Genomic DNA, 15,134 nt, shown 5'->3' on the forward strand with positions numbered 1-15,134 from the left:
GGGTTTCTTCTCCTCAGGGACGGGTCAGCTGTGGGGGACGACGGCGACGGGGGCGGCGGAGTGGTGCAGGACCGCGTGCGTGACGTGCCCGATGTGGGCGCCGAACGGGCTGCGGCGGATGCGCCGGCCCACGACGACGAGGGAGGCCCCACGCGAGGCGTCCACCACGTGGACGGCCGCGCTGCCGTAGCGGGACTCCTCGACGACGTCGACGTCCGGGTACTTCGTCCGCCACGGCCGCAGCACCTCGGCCAGGGCTTCGGCGTCGGCGAGGGCCAGTGCCTCGTGCAGGGCGGGGTTGGCGGGCGTGCCGTACGCGTAGTAGGGCGGTGGGTTCCAGCCGTGGACGACCCGCAGGGATGTCGCGCGGCGCTCGGCGGCGTCGAAGGCGAACTCGATCAGCGTGTCGTCCGGGTGCTCGATGTCCAGTCCGAGCGCCACGGGCCGGAACGGCGTCGCCGCGGACGGAATCCCCGCCGGGTCCATCTCGTGCTCGTCGGCGGCCGCCTCCAGCGCGCGGACCAGCACCACGGGGCGGTCCGCGTGCGCGACGGCGGACAGGCCCACGGAGCCGACCATGAACCCGCCGATCCCGCCGAGGCCGCGCGAGCCCAGGACGAGCAGTTCGGCGCTCTTCGCCGCCTCGGCAAGGACGTCACCCGGGTGTCCGGAGAGCTGCTCGCTGATCACCTCGACGCCCGGGTGACGGAGACCGATGCCCTCGGCGGCTTCCCGAGGAACGCGATCGATCCAGTGCTGCTGGGTCTCGGCTCCCAGAAGAGGCGCCTGAGCCATCGGCTCCGGAACCGGCTCCCAGACATGGACGATCTTCAGTGGCAGGCCGCGCAGCTCGGCCTCGCGGGCCGCCCACTCCGCGGCGGCCCGGCTCTCACGCGAGCCGTCGAGACCTACGATGATGGTGCGGAGCATGATCTCCACCTCCTGGGGCGAGGGATCTGATTCCAGCGTCGTCTTCGGGACGTTCCTCGTGCAGGGGCCACTGGTCCCGAACCGGGGCCGACCGACCCCCCGCACGGCTCGGCGCGGCGGGCCGGGTGCGAGGCCCACCGCGCCGCGGGTACTCAGCGCAGCCAGCTGTGGTCACGGACGAACGGCAGCTTGGCCCACATCCGACCAGCGCCCAGGGTGTCGCCGGCGGCGGCCGCGGCCAGGGCGATCAGGGCGACGGCGTAGATCAGGTGGTAGTCGACGAACGGGTTCGTCGACATGCTCGCCGAGCCGTCCGAGAGGTGCTTGGCGGGCGGCCACTCGGCGATCCACATCAGCGCCATCATCGCGGTGCCCGCGACGGCGGCGAAGCGCAGCGCGACCCCGGCGACCAGGGCGAGGCCGATGCCGAGCAGGCCGAGCATGAACAGCCAGTTCGCCCACGGGTCGCCGGCCCAGGAGTGGAAGGTGGACTCCATCGGCCCGACGGCGACCGAGCCGAGGAAGCCCTTCGTCGGCGAGCCACCGTCGATCCAGCCGTTGCCGGAGGGGGTGGCGTAGCCGAAGCCGAAGGTCTTGTCGAGGAAGGCCCACAGGAAGACGAACCCGGTGGTCAGGCGCAGGGACGCGAAGGCATAAGCCCGCCAGGTGCTCAGGCCGGCGTGTTCCGACACGGCGGACTCGGGAGTGGAGGCGGTCCGGCTCCTGCGCAGCGACGGCAGGGGGAAGCCGGAGCTCCGGCGAGGGTGCTCGTGCACGGCCATGGTCGTGATTCCCTTCGAGGGGGTCGGGTCGTTGCCTGACGTCACTCACTCTGGCCCCACGCGCCGGGCGGTGCCGGATGCCGAAGGTCCGTGACCGCTGGGCCGAACGGCCCTGTGTTCGCGGGCCGTTGGGCTCGGTGTGACACATCGGACGCGCGGGCCCCCGCCGTGCCTCTCGCGCCGGGTCGCACACCGGTGGATCATGAGGTCGGACGACGGAAGGCGGCAGATGTCCCAGGGCTCGGGCAGAGGCGTCGAAGGGTGGCACCGTGTGGTGCCCGGTCTCGTCTCGCTCCTCGGCTACCGGCGCTCGTGGCTCACGGGTGACCTGCTCGCCGGTGTGACCGTGGCCGCGTACCTCGTGCCGCAGGTCATGGCGTACGCGGGAGTGGCGGGGCTGCCACCGGTCGCAGGCCTGTGGGCGATCCTCCCGGCCCTCGCGACGTACGCCCTGTTCGGCTCCTCGCGACTGCTGTCGGTCGGCCCCGAGTCCACCACCGCCCTCATGACGGCCACCGTGGTCGCCCCGCTCGCCGCCGGAGACGCCGGGCGCTACGCGGCACTGGCGGCGGCCCTCGCGGTCACGGTCGGACTGCTCTGCCTGGTCGCCCGGGCGGTACGGCTGGGCTTCCTCGCCGACCTGCTCTCCCGGCCCGTCCTGATCGGCTACCTGGCGGGCGTGGCCTGCATCATGATGGTGGATCAGCTGCCAAAACTCACCGGGGTCCCGACGACCGGTACGGACTTCTTCCCTCAACTGTGGTTCTTCGTCAGCCACCTGACAGACGCGCACCCGGCCACCGTGGTCTTCTCTGCCATCACCCTGGTGTTCCTCCTCCTGATGGCCCGCTACGTCCGGGCCGTACCCGGCCCCCTGGTCGCCGTCGTCCTGGGCACCGCCGCCGTCGTGGCCTTCGACCTCGACGGCCGGTACGGGCTCAAGGTGATCGGCGAGGTGCCGTCCGGACTGCCGAGCCTCGCCGTCCCGGACCTGAGCGAGCTGCCGCGTCTCGTGCTCCCCGCGCTCGGCGTGCTGCTCGTCGCGTACACCGACTTCATCCTCACCGCGCGGGCGTTCACCGGCCACGACGACGGTCCCGGGCTCGACGCCAACCAGGAGTTCCTCGCTCTGGGGGCGGCGAACCTCGGTGCCGGGGTGCTGCACGGCTTCCCGGTGAGCAGCAGCGCCAGCCGCACCGCGCTTGCCTCCTCGGCAGGCGCCCGCAGCCAGGCGTACTCCCTGGTCGCGGGGGCGGTGGTGCTCGCCGTACTGCTCTTCCTCAGCCCCCTGCTGACGCGCACCCCCTCCGCCGTGCTCGGTGCGCTCGTCGTCTACGCGGCGGTCCGCATGATCGACCTCGCGGGCTTCCGCCGGCTGGCGTCCTTCCGCCGCCGGGAACTGCTCCTGGCCCTCGGCTGCCTCGCCGGAGTGCTCGCACTGGACATCCTGTACGGGGTGATCGTGGCCGTCGGGCTGTCGGTGGCCGAGCTGCTGACCCGGGTGGCCCGCCCGCACGACGCGGTCGAGGGCCTGGTCCCGGGCGTGGCCGGCATGCACGACATCGACGACTACCCGCGGGCCCGCACGATCCCCGGTCTGCTCGTGTACCGCTACGACTCCCCGCTGTTCTTCGCCAACGCGGAGAACTTCAGGCGCCGCGCCCTGGCCGCCGTCGGCGAGCAGACCGAGCCCGTCCGCTGGTTCGTCCTCAACACCGAGGCCAATGTCGAGGTCGACATCACCGCCCTCGACGCGGTCGAGGAACTGCGCCGCGAACTGGTCGGCCGGGACGTCGTGTTCTGCCTCGCCCGCGTGAAGCAGGAACTGCTGGCGGACCTGGAGGCGTACGGGCTGGTGGACTCGGTCGGCAGGGAGCGAATCTTTCCGACGCTGCCGACGGCCGTGGCCGCGTACCGCGCGTGGCTGGGACGTCAGTAGGCGGGCACGCCCTGCTCCCTGAAGCGTTCGCGGACGCTGTCGGTCAGGACCGGGTCGGGAACCGGGGTGTCGCGCAGCGGGAAGGGGATGCCGAGAGCCTCGTACTTCGGGGCGCCGAGCTTGTGGAAGGGCAGTACGTCGACGCGCTCGACCGCGCCGAGTCCCGCGACGAAACCGGCCAGGGCGTCCACGGAGCGCGGATCGTCGGTCCAGCCGGGGACCAGCACGTATCGGATCCACATCGAAACGCCGAGGCGGTCGAGGCGGGTGGCGAAGTTCAGGGTGGGGGCGAGGCGGCCGCCGGTCAGTTTCCGGTAGGTGCCGAGGTTGAAGGACTTGATGTCCAGCAGGACCAGGTCGGTGTCGGCGAGGAGTTCGTCGGTGGCACGGGCGCCGAGGAAGCCGGAGGTGTCCAGGGCGGTGTGCAGTCCGGCCTCCTTGCAGCGGCGCAGCACCTCGCCGGTGAACGCGGGCTGGAGCAGCGGCTCTCCCCCGGTGATCGTCACCCCGCCGCCGGCGGTGGTGATGAAGGAGCGGTACTTCTCGATCTCCGCCATCACCTCGTCCACCGTCATCTCCCGGCCGTCGCGCATGTGCCAGGTGTCGGGGTTGGCGCAGTACAGGCAGCGCAGGGGGCAGCCGCTGACGAAGAGGACGAACCGGGTCCCGGGACCGTCCACGCCGGTGGACAGGTCCCAGGAGTGGATCCGGCCGGTCGTCATGGCCTTCACAGCGTTCCGTGGAAGGTGCGGCTGATCACGTCGAGCTGCTGCTCGCGGGTCAGCCGGACGAAGTTGACGGCGTACCCCGAGACGCGGATGGTCAGGTCCGGGTACTTCTCCGGGTGCTCCATCGCGTCCTCCAGGGTGCCCCGGTCGAGCACGTTGACGTTCATGTGGAAGCCGCCGGCCGCCATGTAGGCGTCGAGAATGCCCACCAGGTGGCCCGCCCGCTCATGAGCGGCGTGCCCCAGTCCCTCCGGGGTGATCGTCGTGGTCAGCGAGATGCCGTCGCGAGCCTGCTCGTACGGCAGCTTCGCCACCGACAGCGCGGAGGCGGCCACGCCGTGCCGGTCACGGCCGTTCATCGGGTTGGCGCCCGGGGCGAAGGGCTGTCCGGACCGGCGCCCGTCGGGGGTGTTGCCGGTGTGCTTGCCGTAGACGACGTTCGAGGTGATCGTCAGCACGGACTGCGTGTGCTCGGCACCCCGGTAGGTGGGGTACCTGCGGACCTTCGCCATGAAGGACTCCACGAGGCCGACGGCGAGAGCGTCCGCTCGGTCGTCGTTGTTGCCGTACGCCGGGAACTCGCCCTCGGTCCGGAAGTCGACGGCCAGCCCGGTGGCGTCCCTGATGACCTTCACCCGGGCGTACTTCACCGCGGACAGACTGTCCGCCGCGACGGACAGCCCCGCGATGCCACAGGCCATGAAACGGTGTACCGGGTGGTCGTGCAACGCCATCTCGACGCGCTCGTAGGCGTACTTGTCGTGCATGTAGTGGATGACGTTCAGCGTGTTGACGTACGTCCCCGCCAGCCAGTCCAGGACACCGTCATAGGCCGCCGACAGCTCCTCGTAGTCCAGGTACTCGCCCGTCAGAGGGGACCTCGCGGGAGTGACCTGGTCGCCGGTCATCTCGTCCCGGCCGCCGTTGACGGCGTAGAGCAGCGCCTTCGCGAGGTTCACCCGGGCCCCGAAGAACTGCATTTCCTTGCCCACCGCCATGGCGGAGACACAGCAGGCGATCGCGGTGTCGTCGCCGTTGCGGGGCCGGATCAAGTCGTCGGACTCGTACTGGACGGCGCTGGTGTCGATCGACACCTGGGCACAGAACTCCTTGAAACCGGCCGACAGCCGGGGCGACCACAGCACGGTCAGGTTCGGCTCGGGGGCGGGGCCGAGGTTGTAGAGGGTCTGCAGGAAGCGGAAGGAGGTACGGGTGACCAGCGGGCGGCCGTCGTCGCCGACGCCTCCGATCGATTCGGTGACCCAGGTGGGATCGCCGGAGAAGAGGACGTCGTACTCGGGGGTGCGCAGGAACCGGACGATCCGCAACTTGATCACGAAGTCGTCGATCAGTTCCTGGGCGCGCGTCTCGTCGACGAACCCCTCGTCCAGGTCCCGCTGGAGGTAGACGTCGAGGAAGGTCGAGGTGCGGCCCAGCGACATCGCGGCGCCGTTCTGCTCCTTCACCGCGGCGAGGTAGCCGAGGTAGAGCCACTGCACCGCCTCGTGCGCGGTGACCGCGGGACGCGAGACGTCGCAGCCGTAGGTCGCCGCCATGCGGGTCAGCTCGCCCAGTGCCCTGATCTGCTCGGCGAGCTCCTCACGGTCACGGATGACGTGCTCGGTGGACGGCCGGCCGTCCAGCAGGGCTTTTTCGACGCGCTTGGCCTCGGTCAGCCGGTCGGTGCCGTACAGGGCGACGCGTCGGTAGTCACCGATGATCCGGCCACGGCCGTAGGCGTCGGGCAGACCGGTGATGATGCCGACCTTGCGTGCGGTCCGCATAGCGGCCGTGTACGCGTCGAAGACGCCGTCGTTGTGGGTCTTGCGGTAGGTCCCGAAAACCTTGGTCACGAACTGGTCGGGCTCATAGCCGTACGCCTTCAGGCCGCTCTCCACCATGCGCAGACCGCCGTTGGGCATGATCGCGCGCTTCAGCGGGGCGTCGGTCTGCAGCCCGACGATCAGTTCGCGGTCGCGGTCGATCCAGCCGGGGGCGTGCGAGGTGATCGTCGACGGCGTCGCGGCGTCCACGTCGAGGATGCCGCGCGCCCGCTCCTCGGGGAACAGTGAGCTGACCTTCTCCCAGACGGCACGGGTGCGGTCCGTGGGACCGGTCAGGAAGGACGCGTCACCCTGATAGGGGGTGTAGTTGGCCTGGATGAAGTCGCGGACGTCGATCAGCTCGCGCCAGCGCGTCCCGGCGAAGCCTCGCCAGGCCACGGTGACACGGTCACCCACTGTCACGGTTGCGGTCATCGCCGTTCCTCTCCTCGGTTCGTGTCCTGCACCTCGATGCTCGTCGCCCGTGATCGTCACGGGGAGTGCCGGACAGCGCCCACGGGCGGGCCGTCCGGCCCCGGCCCTCGGGGCCGGACGGCCCAGCCGCTCCCGGACCGGCCCGTCAGCCGGCCGGGAGCCCCTGCGACGCAGCTCGGCGGGGGCGCGTCGAGAAGGGGCCGCTGAGCGGGTGTCCTGTAGTCCTCGTAGACCGGGCAGGGTGTCGTGCAGGGCGCAGGCCCACCTTCTGCTTCGGGACCGACCGGCCCGAGCGATGCACCGGATGGCCCATGGCCCGTCCTGCGAGGCCCGGCACACGCTGGACGTGGAAGTCCTCACCTCGCCCCGGAGGTACGCCATGAACGCTGCCCTCACTCCCAGCCCCGGCATGCTGCGCGCGCTGTCCGCCGAACACCGCCGGCGGCTGCTGCACGTCGCCCGGGAGGTATCCATCCCTCAGGGCACACGTCTGTTCGACGAAGGTGGACGCGCAGACCGCTTCTGGATCATCCGCACCGGCAGGGTCGAGCTCGACATGCGTGTGCCGGGCCGTCGGGCGGCTGTCATCGAGAACCTCGGGCACAACGAACTGGTCGGCTGGTCCTGGCTTTTCACCCCGCACGTCTGGCACCTGGGCGCCGAGGCGGCCACGCCGGTGAGGGCCTACGAGTTCGACGCCACGGCCGTCCGGTCCATGTGCCAGGACGACGCGGCCCTCGGCAACGACATCGCCCGGTGGGTCGGTGAGGTACTCGCCCACCGTCTCCGCTCGGCCAGGACCCGCCTGCTGGACCTGTACGCCCCGTACGGCGCCGACAGCGTCGTCTGACCCCGGTCGCGACAAGTGACAGAGGAGTGATCATGCACGGCACCCCGCACATCGTCAGCGATGTCATGACCCATACGGTCGCCGCCGTCGGTCGCCGGGCGACCTTCAAGGAGATCGTGCAGCTGATGCACGACGGGAAGATCAGCGCTCTGCCCGTCATCGAGGGCGAGGGCCGTGTGGTCGGTGTCGTCTCCGAGGCGGATCTCCTGCCCAAGGAGGAGTTCCGCGACAGCGACCCGGACCGGTACACGCAACTGCGCCGCCTGTCCGACCTGGCGAAGGCCGGCGCGGTCACCGCGGAGGAGCTCATGAGCTCCCCCGCCCTCACCGTCCGCCCGGACACCACGCTGGCCCAAGCCGCCCGGACCATGGCCCGGGCGAGGGTCAAGCGACTTCCCGTGGTCGACGCCGTGGGCCTGCTCGAAGGCATCGTCAGCCGTGCCGACCTGCTCAAGGTCTTCCTCCGCACCGATGAGGAGATCGCCGAGGAAGCACGGCGCGAAGTCGTGTCGTACCTCTTCCCCACCCCGAACTCCAACGTGCGCGTGGACGTGCGGGACGGGGTGGTGAAGCTCGTGGGCCAGGTCCGGGACACCTCCCTGATCCCGGTGGCGGCACGCCTGGTCCGCGCGGTCGAGGGGGTCGTGGACGTGGACTTCGACCTCACGCGCCACAGCGAGCCGGCCCTGCCGAAGGACGTGCCCGCGGGCGACACCGACAGGGCCGACTCCGCGTGAACCCGCCGAGACCGGGTGGCCGTCCCCGCACGTCGAGCCTGTCGGGCCGGTTTCTCCGAGTGGGTGGGCCGGTCGGCCCTAGTACATTCGGCCCGGACACGTGATGATCGATGTCATGGACAGCCCGCGGCCTGTCCTCCACCGGGGAACGAGGTCACCATGCCAGAGGCGCGCAGCTTCACCGAGCAGAACCCGATCCGGGTGTTCCTGCTGGACGATCACGAGGTCGTCCGCCGCGGTCTGGCCGACCTGCTCGACGGCGAGCCGGACATCTCGGTGATCGGTGACGCCGGCACCGTCGGCCAGGCGCTCGCCCGGGGCCCCGCACTGCGTCCCGACGTCGCCGTCCTCGACGTACGGCTGCCCGACGGCGACGGCATCTCCGTCTGCCGTGAGCTGCGCAGCCAGATGCCGGAGCTGGCCTGTCTGATGCTGACCTCGTTCGACGACGAGGACGCCCTGCTCGACGCGATCATGGCCGGCGCCGCCGGCTACGTCCTCAAGCAGATCAAGGGATCGGATCTGGTATCAGCGGTACGCACGGTGGCCTCGGGCCAGTCCATGCTGGATCCCGCCACCACGGCCCGCCTCATGCGCTCCCTGCGGGCCGACCCCGCGGACAACCCGGCCGTGCCGTCCGAGCTGGCGAGCCTGTCACCACGGGAGAGGGACATCCTGGCCCTGATCGGCGACGGTCTGACCAACCGCGAGATCGGCAAGAAGCTCTACCTGTCGGAGAAGACCGTCAAGAACCACATCTCCCGGCTTCTGGCCAAGCTGGGTGTGCAGCGCCGGGTCCAGGCCGCGGTCCTCGCCTCCCACCTGGAGCATCCGGAGACGGGTGAACACCGGACCAGGTGACGACGGACGGCCCACCGGGATGGCGCGGTGGGCCGCCGCGCGGGGCCTGTCGCGGTAGCGGCCTCAGGTGCTACTGGACGAGTTCCCAGTCCTGCGAACCATCCGTGAGTACGTTCTGCAGGGTCAGTTGTGCCCCGGCGGAGGCACCGGTCACGTACAGGCTCGTGTTCTTGACCGACTGCAGCTTGTAGAACCCGTCGCTGGTCTTGACGAGGTTCCAGCTGCCGGTGTCGCTGTTGTCGACCCACTGGCCGATCTTCTGGCCCACCGTGGCGGTCCCGGTCCAGATGGCCGCCGCGCGGCCGCCCGACTTGTTCAGCAGGCTCACGCCGCCGTTCGGCTCGGTCGTCAGGTGCCAGTACTGGGTGTCCGCGTTGGCCGCCGAGCCCGGTGCCTCGAGCCGGACGTCGGGAACGTCCCCGTTGCCGATGTTCGCGTCGTTGGTCTTGTTCCCGGTGCCGATCACCTGGTCGGTCTTGCGGTTGACCAGCTGGTGGTAGGCGCCGTTCGAGTGGCCGAGGTCGACCTCGGCGTAGGCGATCGTGGAGGTGCCCTGGTTGTTGAGGATCGCGATGCGGCCGGTGGCCTCGACGTACTGCAGGTTGCGGCTGTAGCCGGCCTGCGAGGTGGTCTGGTACTCCTTCCACGCGCCGTCGCTGCGCCCGCTGTCGTTGACCCAGACGTTGCCGCTGCCGGCCGCGTTGTAGACCAGGCGCCCGCCGGGCAGCCTGATGAGGACCGGACTGCCGTTCGTCGCGAGGGGGTGGGAACCGGAGTCGAGCGGCAGGGTGGTGACGCCCGTGCCGGTGGGAGAGCCGGTGTAGAACTTCAGCGGGTTGTCGGCGAGGACGTACTTGGTGTTGACTCCGCCGCCCCAGTACTCGAAGGTCAGCAGCCACTTGCCGTCGGTCGTCCGGACGACGTTGGCCATGCCCGGCCGGCCGCCGCCGATCTCCGTCTTGCCGCCGCCCATGTTCTGGGTGAGTCCGGCGACGTCGACGACGGGTGCGCTCCACGCGGCGGCGGCGCCGTCCCAGGTCTTGTGGGCGAGGATCTGGCCGTGCGAGTCCGTGGCGGTGTCGTTGGCGGGGTCCAGGGTCGGGACACCGGTGGTCGCGTTGAAGCCGGTGTAGTCGTTCTCGTCGGAGTAGTAGCAGACGAGTTGGCCCTTGTAGACCATCAGGTACGGCTCCCAGATGGGGTCCACCTGGCTGTTGGTGTTCGCGGCCGCGATGTTCTGGCCGACCGCGCCCGCGCTGCCACCCTGCCAGCCGCCCGTCGCGATCACGTTGACGACCTTCCACGTCGCACCTTCGTCGGTGCTGGAGTACAGGGCGATCGCCAGGTCCTTGCGGTCGCCGTCGTTGGTCGGCGTCCAGTTGGGGTCGGCCGCCTTGTGCTCCTTGTAGTAGTAGTCGTCGCCCGACACGACGCCGGCGAGGAGGAGCGTGCCCTGCTTCAGGTTCCCGACGTCCTGCGGAAGCGTGTAGAGGTAGGGGTTGGTCCAGTTGCTCGTGTACTTGGCGTACTGGGGGTCGCTGGACAGGTACGCCGGAGCCTTGACCTCCGACAGCGCCTGCCAGGTGGTTCCGTGGTCGTCGCTCTTGTAGACCGGGAGGGTCTGCCTGTCGGCGCTCCCGGTCGCCGTCACGACGGTGGACTTCTCGAACGACGCCACCAGACGTCCGCTCGGCAGCTCCGCCGACTTCGGGTAGACCGCGCAGTTGCCCCGCCCCTTCAGGCACGGGTCGCTGCCGAGCTGGTACATGGTCCCGCCGGTCGGGTCGTACGCCTGGGCGCTGACCATGGGTATCGCGAGGATCGCGGATGTCGCCGCGAAGGTTCCGAAAGCTCGTCCAAGCCTTCTTCTCTGCATGGCCCCTCCTCAGGGGATGGATCAGGATCGGTCGGAGGCTTCGGGGGCCGGCGCCGGGGCGGCGCCGGTGGAGACGAGAACGCGTACGTCCCAGGGGCCGAGGTCCAGCGCCGAGCCCGCGAAGATGGAGGCGCCCGTCAGGGCGTCGGTGAGGTCCACCGGTGCGGGGGCGCTCGCGGGCTCCCAGTTCCAGTTGTGGACGATGTGGACGCGACGTCCGTCGGGTGAGGTGCCGGTGGTCGCGGTGACGGACGCGGGGAGGTCGCTCCACCCGCTGGTCGCGGCCGGGGCCAGCCACTCGGCCAGCGTCCGGGCGAGGTCGCGGCCCGGCACCGTGCCGACGCAGGTGACGCGTCCCTCGCCGTGGCGGCGGGTGGTGATCGCCGGCCAACGGCCGAAGTGCGGGTGCTCGTAGCCGGCGAGGACGTCGGCGTCGACGACCGTGAGGCCCTCGATCCACTGCGTCGCCGTGGCGTTCGCGGGCACCTCGAGCGGGCCGCCGGACACGGCTCGGACCGGGACCTCGCCGTGAAGGTTGCTGAACTCGTCGTACCGGACTCCCGCGGCGGGGACCAGACGTCCGGGTGTCGGCTCGTGGCGGGCCCGGGCCTCGTGGTCGGCGTAGGCGGTGCGCGGGCCGAGCACCAGGTGGCCGCCCGCTCGGGCGTAGGCCTCCAGCCAGTCGAGCGTGGCGTCGTCGACGACGTACAGGGCCGGGGCGACGAGGACGGGGTGGCGCCGTACGGCCTCCTCTGGGGTCATCCCCTCCCGCTGCCCGCTCGGGTCGTGCAGCTGCCGGGCATGGACGACCCGCACCTGGCGGCCCGCGTCGAAAGCGCCGCGGTAGAAGGGGTCGAAGACGCGGTGGTAGGCGGCGGGGTCCGGTTGGCCGTCGGCGGTCGCGAGCGGCGGGTACTTCTGCATCAGCCACTTACTCGGCATCGAGTAGACCATCGTGATGTCGGCGTCCGGCTCCAGCCCGGCGACGAGCGGGCCGACGGTGTCGAACTCCGCGCCGAGCCGGGCGATCTCGGCGTAGGTACGACCGGGCTGTCCGCTGTGCGGAAGGACGCCGCCCCAGTAGGTCTCCGCGCCGAAGCGCAGGGTCTGCCACTGCCAGTACTCGATCATCCGGGCCCCGCGCGCGACGAGCGCCCACGCGGTCTGCCGCCACTGGCCGTCGTAGCCGGGCCGGTTGTCCCACGCGAAGCCGATGCTCTGGGCGTTGGTCTCGGTGACCAGGAACGGCTCCTGACGCGAGGAGAACATCCAGTCCGCCGTCTGGTACATCGACCACACGCCGGTGGTCTTCCACTTCTGCTCGTGGGTGTCGGGAGTGGGGTCGGGCAGCAGCAGGCCGTCCTGCATGTCGTAGTACGGGTTGCCCGAGGCGATGTCGAGGCGGTCCGACATCTCGTCGTCCTCCACGCCCTGCCGGGTGTAGGAGATGCAGGTGGTGACGAACTGTCCGGGCAGCGTGTACTCGCGCACGATGTCGGCCTGCCAGCCGATGAACTCGGTCACCTGGCGGGCCTGGAACTCGCGCCAGGCGACGTCGTACTGGGGCTGTTCGTTGGCGTCCGGCGTCCACAGGTCGGCCCAGGTCGACAGGCGGTGCGACCAGTAGACCAGGCCCCATTCGCCGTTCAGGGTCTCGACGTCGCCGTACTTGTCGCGCAGGTGGTCCACGAAGCGCTGGAAGACACCGTGGTTGTGGAAGAGGTGCAGGCCCGGCTCGTTGTCGACCTGCCACCCGATGACCGCCGGGTGGTCGGCGTAGCGGGCCACCATCTTGCGGATCATCCGCTCGGCGTGGAACCGGAAGGCGGGGTGGGTGAAGTCGATCTCCTGCCTGGCGCCCCAGCCGAGGCGCTGCCCGGTGGAGGACTCGGCGGTGATCTCCGGATACTGCCGGGCCAGCCACAGCGGCGCGGCGTACGTCGGCGTGCCGATGACGACGGAGATGCCTCGCTCGTGGGCGCCGTCCAGCACGGGCTGGAGCCAGTTGAGGTCGAACCGGCCGTTCTCCGGCTCCCAGGTCGACCAGACCGACTCGCCGACCCGGATCACGGTGAAGTGGGCTTCGGCCATCAGGTCGAGGTCGGTCTTCAGCCGTTCGTCGGGGCGCAGTTGGGGGTCGTAGGCAGGCGTGTACTCGTGGTAGTACGCGGCGCCGAAGAGGACACGGGCAGGCAGGGCCGCCATGAAGAAGAACCTCCGAGGGAAAGGGAGTGAGGTGAGGGATGGGTCCGCTACTGCTTGACGCCGCCGGCGGCCAGCCCGCTCTGCCAGTACCGCTGGAGCAGCAGGAAGGCCACCACGAGCGGGACGATCGAGATCAGGGAGCCGGTCACGACCAGGGCGAGCATGTCGCTGCTGGCGCCCCCGCCGCCGTTCTGGGCCCGCGCGGCCCAGGAGGAGAGACCGACCGTGATCGGGTACAGCTTCGGGTCGTTGAGCATGATCAGCGGCAGGAAGTAGTTGTTCCAGGTCGCCACCAGCGTGAACAGCAGGACGGTCACCAGGCCGGGACCGAGCAGCCTGAGAACGATCCGGAAGAAGATCCGCACCTCGCCGGCCCCGTCGATGCGGGCGGCCTCCAGGAGGCTGTCGGGGACGGCGTCCTCGGCGTAGACGCGCATGAGGTAGAGGCCGAACGGATTGACCAGGGAGGGCAGGATGACGGCCCAGGGGGTGTTGACCAGGCCCGCCTTCGCGAAGAGTAGGTAGGTCGGGATCGCCAGGGCGGTGGCCGGAACCATGACGGCGCCCACGACGAGGTTGAAGGCGGCCCCGTCGCCGCGGAACCGGAACTTGGCGAACCCGTATCCGCCGGCCGCCGCGAGCAGCGCGGCCCCGAAGGCGCTGACGCCCGCGTACAGGGCCGTGTTGAGCAGCCAGTGCACGAAGACGCCGTCGTCCTGGGTGAAGGTCTCCCTGACGTTCGTCACCAGCTGCGGGGTGTGCGAGAACCACAGACCGAAGGTGTTGAACAGGTCCTGGGTGTTCTTGGTCGAGGCGATCAGCAGCCACAGCAGCGGCAGGAGGAAGTAGGCCAGGGCGGCCAGCATCGCGATCGTCAGCGGGGTGCTGCGCCGGACGCGGCGCCGGCGCCTCTTCGGCGGCACGGAGTGAGCGTGCTCCGCGGTCGGGGTACTCCTGGCCGTGGGGGCCGGGGGCGCCCCCTGGGCGAGTGGGGCCGAGTACTTGGGGGAGGTCGTCACGCGGTCCTCCTGCGGTTCGCGGTGAGCAGGACGGCGTAGGAGGCGATCACGATGACGAGGCCGAGGAGGAAGGACACGGTGGCCGCGTAGTTGACCTGGTTGCCGGTGAAGGCGAGGGAGTAGGCGTAGAGGTTGGCGGTGTAGGAGCTGCTGATCACGTCCGGGGCGATCTTCATCAGCAGGTTCGGCTCGTTGAACAACTGGAAGCTGCCGATCACGGAGAACAGCAGGGTCAGCTGGAGCGCCGATCGCAGTGCCGGCAGCTTGATCGACCAGGCGATCCGCCAGGCACCGGCGCCGTCCATCCCGGCCGCCTCGTACAGCTCCTGCGGAACGGTGCGCAGGGCGGCGTACAAGATGATCATGTTGTAGCCGACGAACTCCCAGGTCACGATGTTCGCCAGGCTGCCCAGCATCCAGCCGTCGCTGAGGAAGTCGGGGACCGGCAGGTCGAGATTCCGGCTCATCTGGGCGAACGGTCCGAAGTCCCGGCCGTACAGGTAGCCCCACATGAGCGCGGCGACCACGCTGGGGACGGCGTAGGGAATGAAGATGCCCAGGCGGATCACGCGGGCGAGCCGCAGCAGACCACTGTCGAGAGCGAGTGCGAACAACAGGGCCAGCACCAGCATCACGGGCACCTGGATCGCGAAGAACAGCGCGACGCGTCCGACACCGTGGAGGAGTTGCGGGTCCTTCAGGGCCCGGACGTAGTTGTCGAACCCGACGAAGGCCGTCCCGCCGATCAGGCGTTCCTGGAAGAGGCTGAGGTAGGCCGCGTAACCGAGGGGAGCCAGGAAGAGCAGGAGGAACAGCACCATGAAGGGTGCGACGAACAACGGCCCTGCCGACCGGCGGCGGCGCGTGCCGCCGCGCCGGGGGCGCGCCGGCCCGTCTCGGCGCCGGCCCTTGGCGGAGGCCGCGGTTGTGGCAGTCATCATCGGGCCTT

Annotated in this window: 12 protein-coding genes; 4 read left to right on the plus strand and 8 right to left on the minus strand. The window is 70.2% G+C overall.

From position 1 onward, the window contains the following. Window positions 1–24 precede the first annotated feature (24 nt). The gene (locus tag OG985_RS06580) at window positions 25–930 is read right to left on the minus strand and encodes a universal stress protein (RefSeq protein ID WP_371667270.1); all 906 of its coding nucleotides are present in this window, start codon (window positions 928–930) and stop codon (window positions 25–27) included. A gap of 152 nt (window positions 931–1,082) precedes the next feature. Continuing rightward, a complete protein-coding gene (locus OG985_RS06585; protein WP_371667271.1) occupies window positions 1,083–1,712 on the minus strand; it encodes a hypothetical protein in 630 nt (209 codons plus the stop codon). A gap of 229 nt (window positions 1,713–1,941) precedes the next feature. Here OG985_RS06585 and OG985_RS06590 point away from each other — a divergent pair, with 229 nt between their 5' ends. Further along, window positions 1,942–3,651 carry a SulP family inorganic anion transporter gene (locus OG985_RS06590; RefSeq protein ID WP_371674278.1) on the plus strand — a complete coding sequence of 570 codons (1,710 nt, stop codon included), beginning with the start codon at window positions 1,942–1,944 and terminating at the stop codon, window positions 3,649–3,651. Here the strand turns inward: OG985_RS06590 and pflA are convergent. Beyond that, window positions 3,645–4,373, minus strand: a complete 729-nt coding sequence (gene pflA / locus OG985_RS06595) for a pyruvate formate-lyase-activating protein (RefSeq protein WP_371667272.1) — start codon at window positions 4,371–4,373, stop codon at window positions 3,645–3,647. The genes OG985_RS06590 and pflA overlap by 7 nt on opposite strands. A 5-nt stretch (window positions 4,374–4,378) precedes the next feature. Next, entirely contained in the window at window positions 4,379–6,637 is a 2,259-nt protein-coding gene (pflB, locus tag OG985_RS06600; RefSeq protein ID WP_371667273.1) for a formate C-acetyltransferase, read from the minus strand. 379 nt (window positions 6,638–7,016) lie between these two features. Between pflB and OG985_RS06605 the strand changes: the two genes are divergently transcribed. The 3 genes from OG985_RS06605 to OG985_RS06615 all read left to right on the plus strand — a co-directional run bounded on the left by OG985_RS06605 (window position 7,017) and on the right by OG985_RS06615 (window position 9,085). After that, entirely contained in the window at window positions 7,017–7,487 is a 471-nt protein-coding gene (locus OG985_RS06605; protein WP_371667274.1) for a cyclic nucleotide-binding domain-containing protein, read from the plus strand. A gap of 32 nt (window positions 7,488–7,519) precedes the next feature. Then, the gene (locus tag OG985_RS06610) at window positions 7,520–8,224 is read left to right on the plus strand and encodes a CBS domain-containing protein (RefSeq protein ID WP_371667275.1); all 705 of its coding nucleotides are present in this window, start codon (window positions 7,520–7,522) and stop codon (window positions 8,222–8,224) included. A 159-nt stretch (window positions 8,225–8,383) separates the two neighbouring features. Continuing rightward, the gene (locus tag OG985_RS06615) at window positions 8,384–9,085 is read left to right on the plus strand and encodes a response regulator (protein WP_371667276.1); all 702 of its coding nucleotides are present in this window, start codon (window positions 8,384–8,386) and stop codon (window positions 9,083–9,085) included. A gap of 70 nt (window positions 9,086–9,155) precedes the next feature. Here OG985_RS06615 and OG985_RS06620 read toward each other — a convergent pair whose 3' ends face one another. The 4 genes from OG985_RS06620 to OG985_RS06635 form a co-directional block, all read right to left on the minus strand. After that, window positions 9,156–10,961 carry an RICIN domain-containing protein gene (locus OG985_RS06620; protein ID WP_371667278.1) on the minus strand — a complete coding sequence of 602 codons (1,806 nt, stop codon included), beginning with the start codon at window positions 10,959–10,961 and terminating at the stop codon, window positions 9,156–9,158. Between the two features lie 21 nt (window positions 10,962–10,982). Next, a complete protein-coding gene (locus OG985_RS06625) occupies window positions 10,983–13,166 on the minus strand; it encodes a beta-galactosidase (RefSeq protein ID WP_371667279.1) in 2,184 nt (727 codons plus the stop codon). A 47-nt stretch (window positions 13,167–13,213) separates the two neighbouring features. Next, window positions 13,214–14,089, minus strand: a complete 876-nt coding sequence (locus tag OG985_RS06630) for a carbohydrate ABC transporter permease (RefSeq protein WP_371674279.1) — start codon at window positions 14,087–14,089, stop codon at window positions 13,214–13,216. A gap of 92 nt (window positions 14,090–14,181) precedes the next feature. Further along, window positions 14,182–15,123, minus strand: coding sequence for a carbohydrate ABC transporter permease (locus OG985_RS06635; RefSeq protein ID WP_371674280.1), 942 nt, complete (start codon window positions 15,121–15,123; stop codon window positions 14,182–14,184). Window positions 15,124–15,134 lie beyond the last annotated feature (11 nt).

The sequence above is a fragment of the Streptomyces sp. NBC_00289 genome (assembly GCF_041435115.1).
In the GTDB taxonomy this organism is placed as follows: Bacteria; Actinomycetota; Actinomycetes; order Streptomycetales; family Streptomycetaceae; genus Streptomyces.

Bases quoted from the DNA above. Each gene is read 5' to 3' on its own strand.
- pflA (WP_371667272.1), bottom strand. From the start codon at position 4,373: ATGACGACCGGCCGGATCCACTCCTGGGACCTGTCCACCGGCGTGGAC.
- pflB (WP_371667273.1), bottom strand. From the start codon at position 6,637: ATGACCGCAACCGTGACAGTGGGTGACCGTGTCACCGTGGCCTGGCGA.
- OG985_RS06610 (WP_371667275.1), top strand. From the start codon at position 7,520: ATGCACGGCACCCCGCACATCGTCAGCGATGTCATGACCCATACGGTC.
- OG985_RS06620 (WP_371667278.1), bottom strand. From the start codon at position 10,961: ATGCAGAGAAGAAGGCTTGGACGAGCTTTCGGAACCTTCGCGGCGACA.
- OG985_RS06635 (WP_371674280.1), bottom strand. From the start codon at position 15,123: ATGACTGCCACAACCGCGGCCTCCGCCAAGGGCCGGCGCCGAGACGGG.
- OG985_RS06580 (WP_371667270.1), bottom strand. From the start codon at position 930: ATGCTCCGCACCATCATCGTAGGTCTCGACGGCTCGCGTGAGAGCCGG.
- OG985_RS06585 (WP_371667271.1), bottom strand. From the start codon at position 1,712: ATGGCCGTGCACGAGCACCCTCGCCGGAGCTCCGGCTTCCCCCTGCCG.
- OG985_RS06625 (WP_371667279.1), bottom strand. From the start codon at position 13,166: ATGGCGGCCCTGCCTGCCCGTGTCCTCTTCGGCGCCGCGTACTACCAC.
- OG985_RS06605 (WP_371667274.1), top strand. From the start codon at position 7,017: ATGAACGCTGCCCTCACTCCCAGCCCCGGCATGCTGCGCGCGCTGTCC.
- OG985_RS06615 (WP_371667276.1), top strand. From the start codon at position 8,384: ATGCCAGAGGCGCGCAGCTTCACCGAGCAGAACCCGATCCGGGTGTTC.
- OG985_RS06590 (WP_371674278.1), top strand. From the start codon at position 1,942: ATGTCCCAGGGCTCGGGCAGAGGCGTCGAAGGGTGGCACCGTGTGGTG.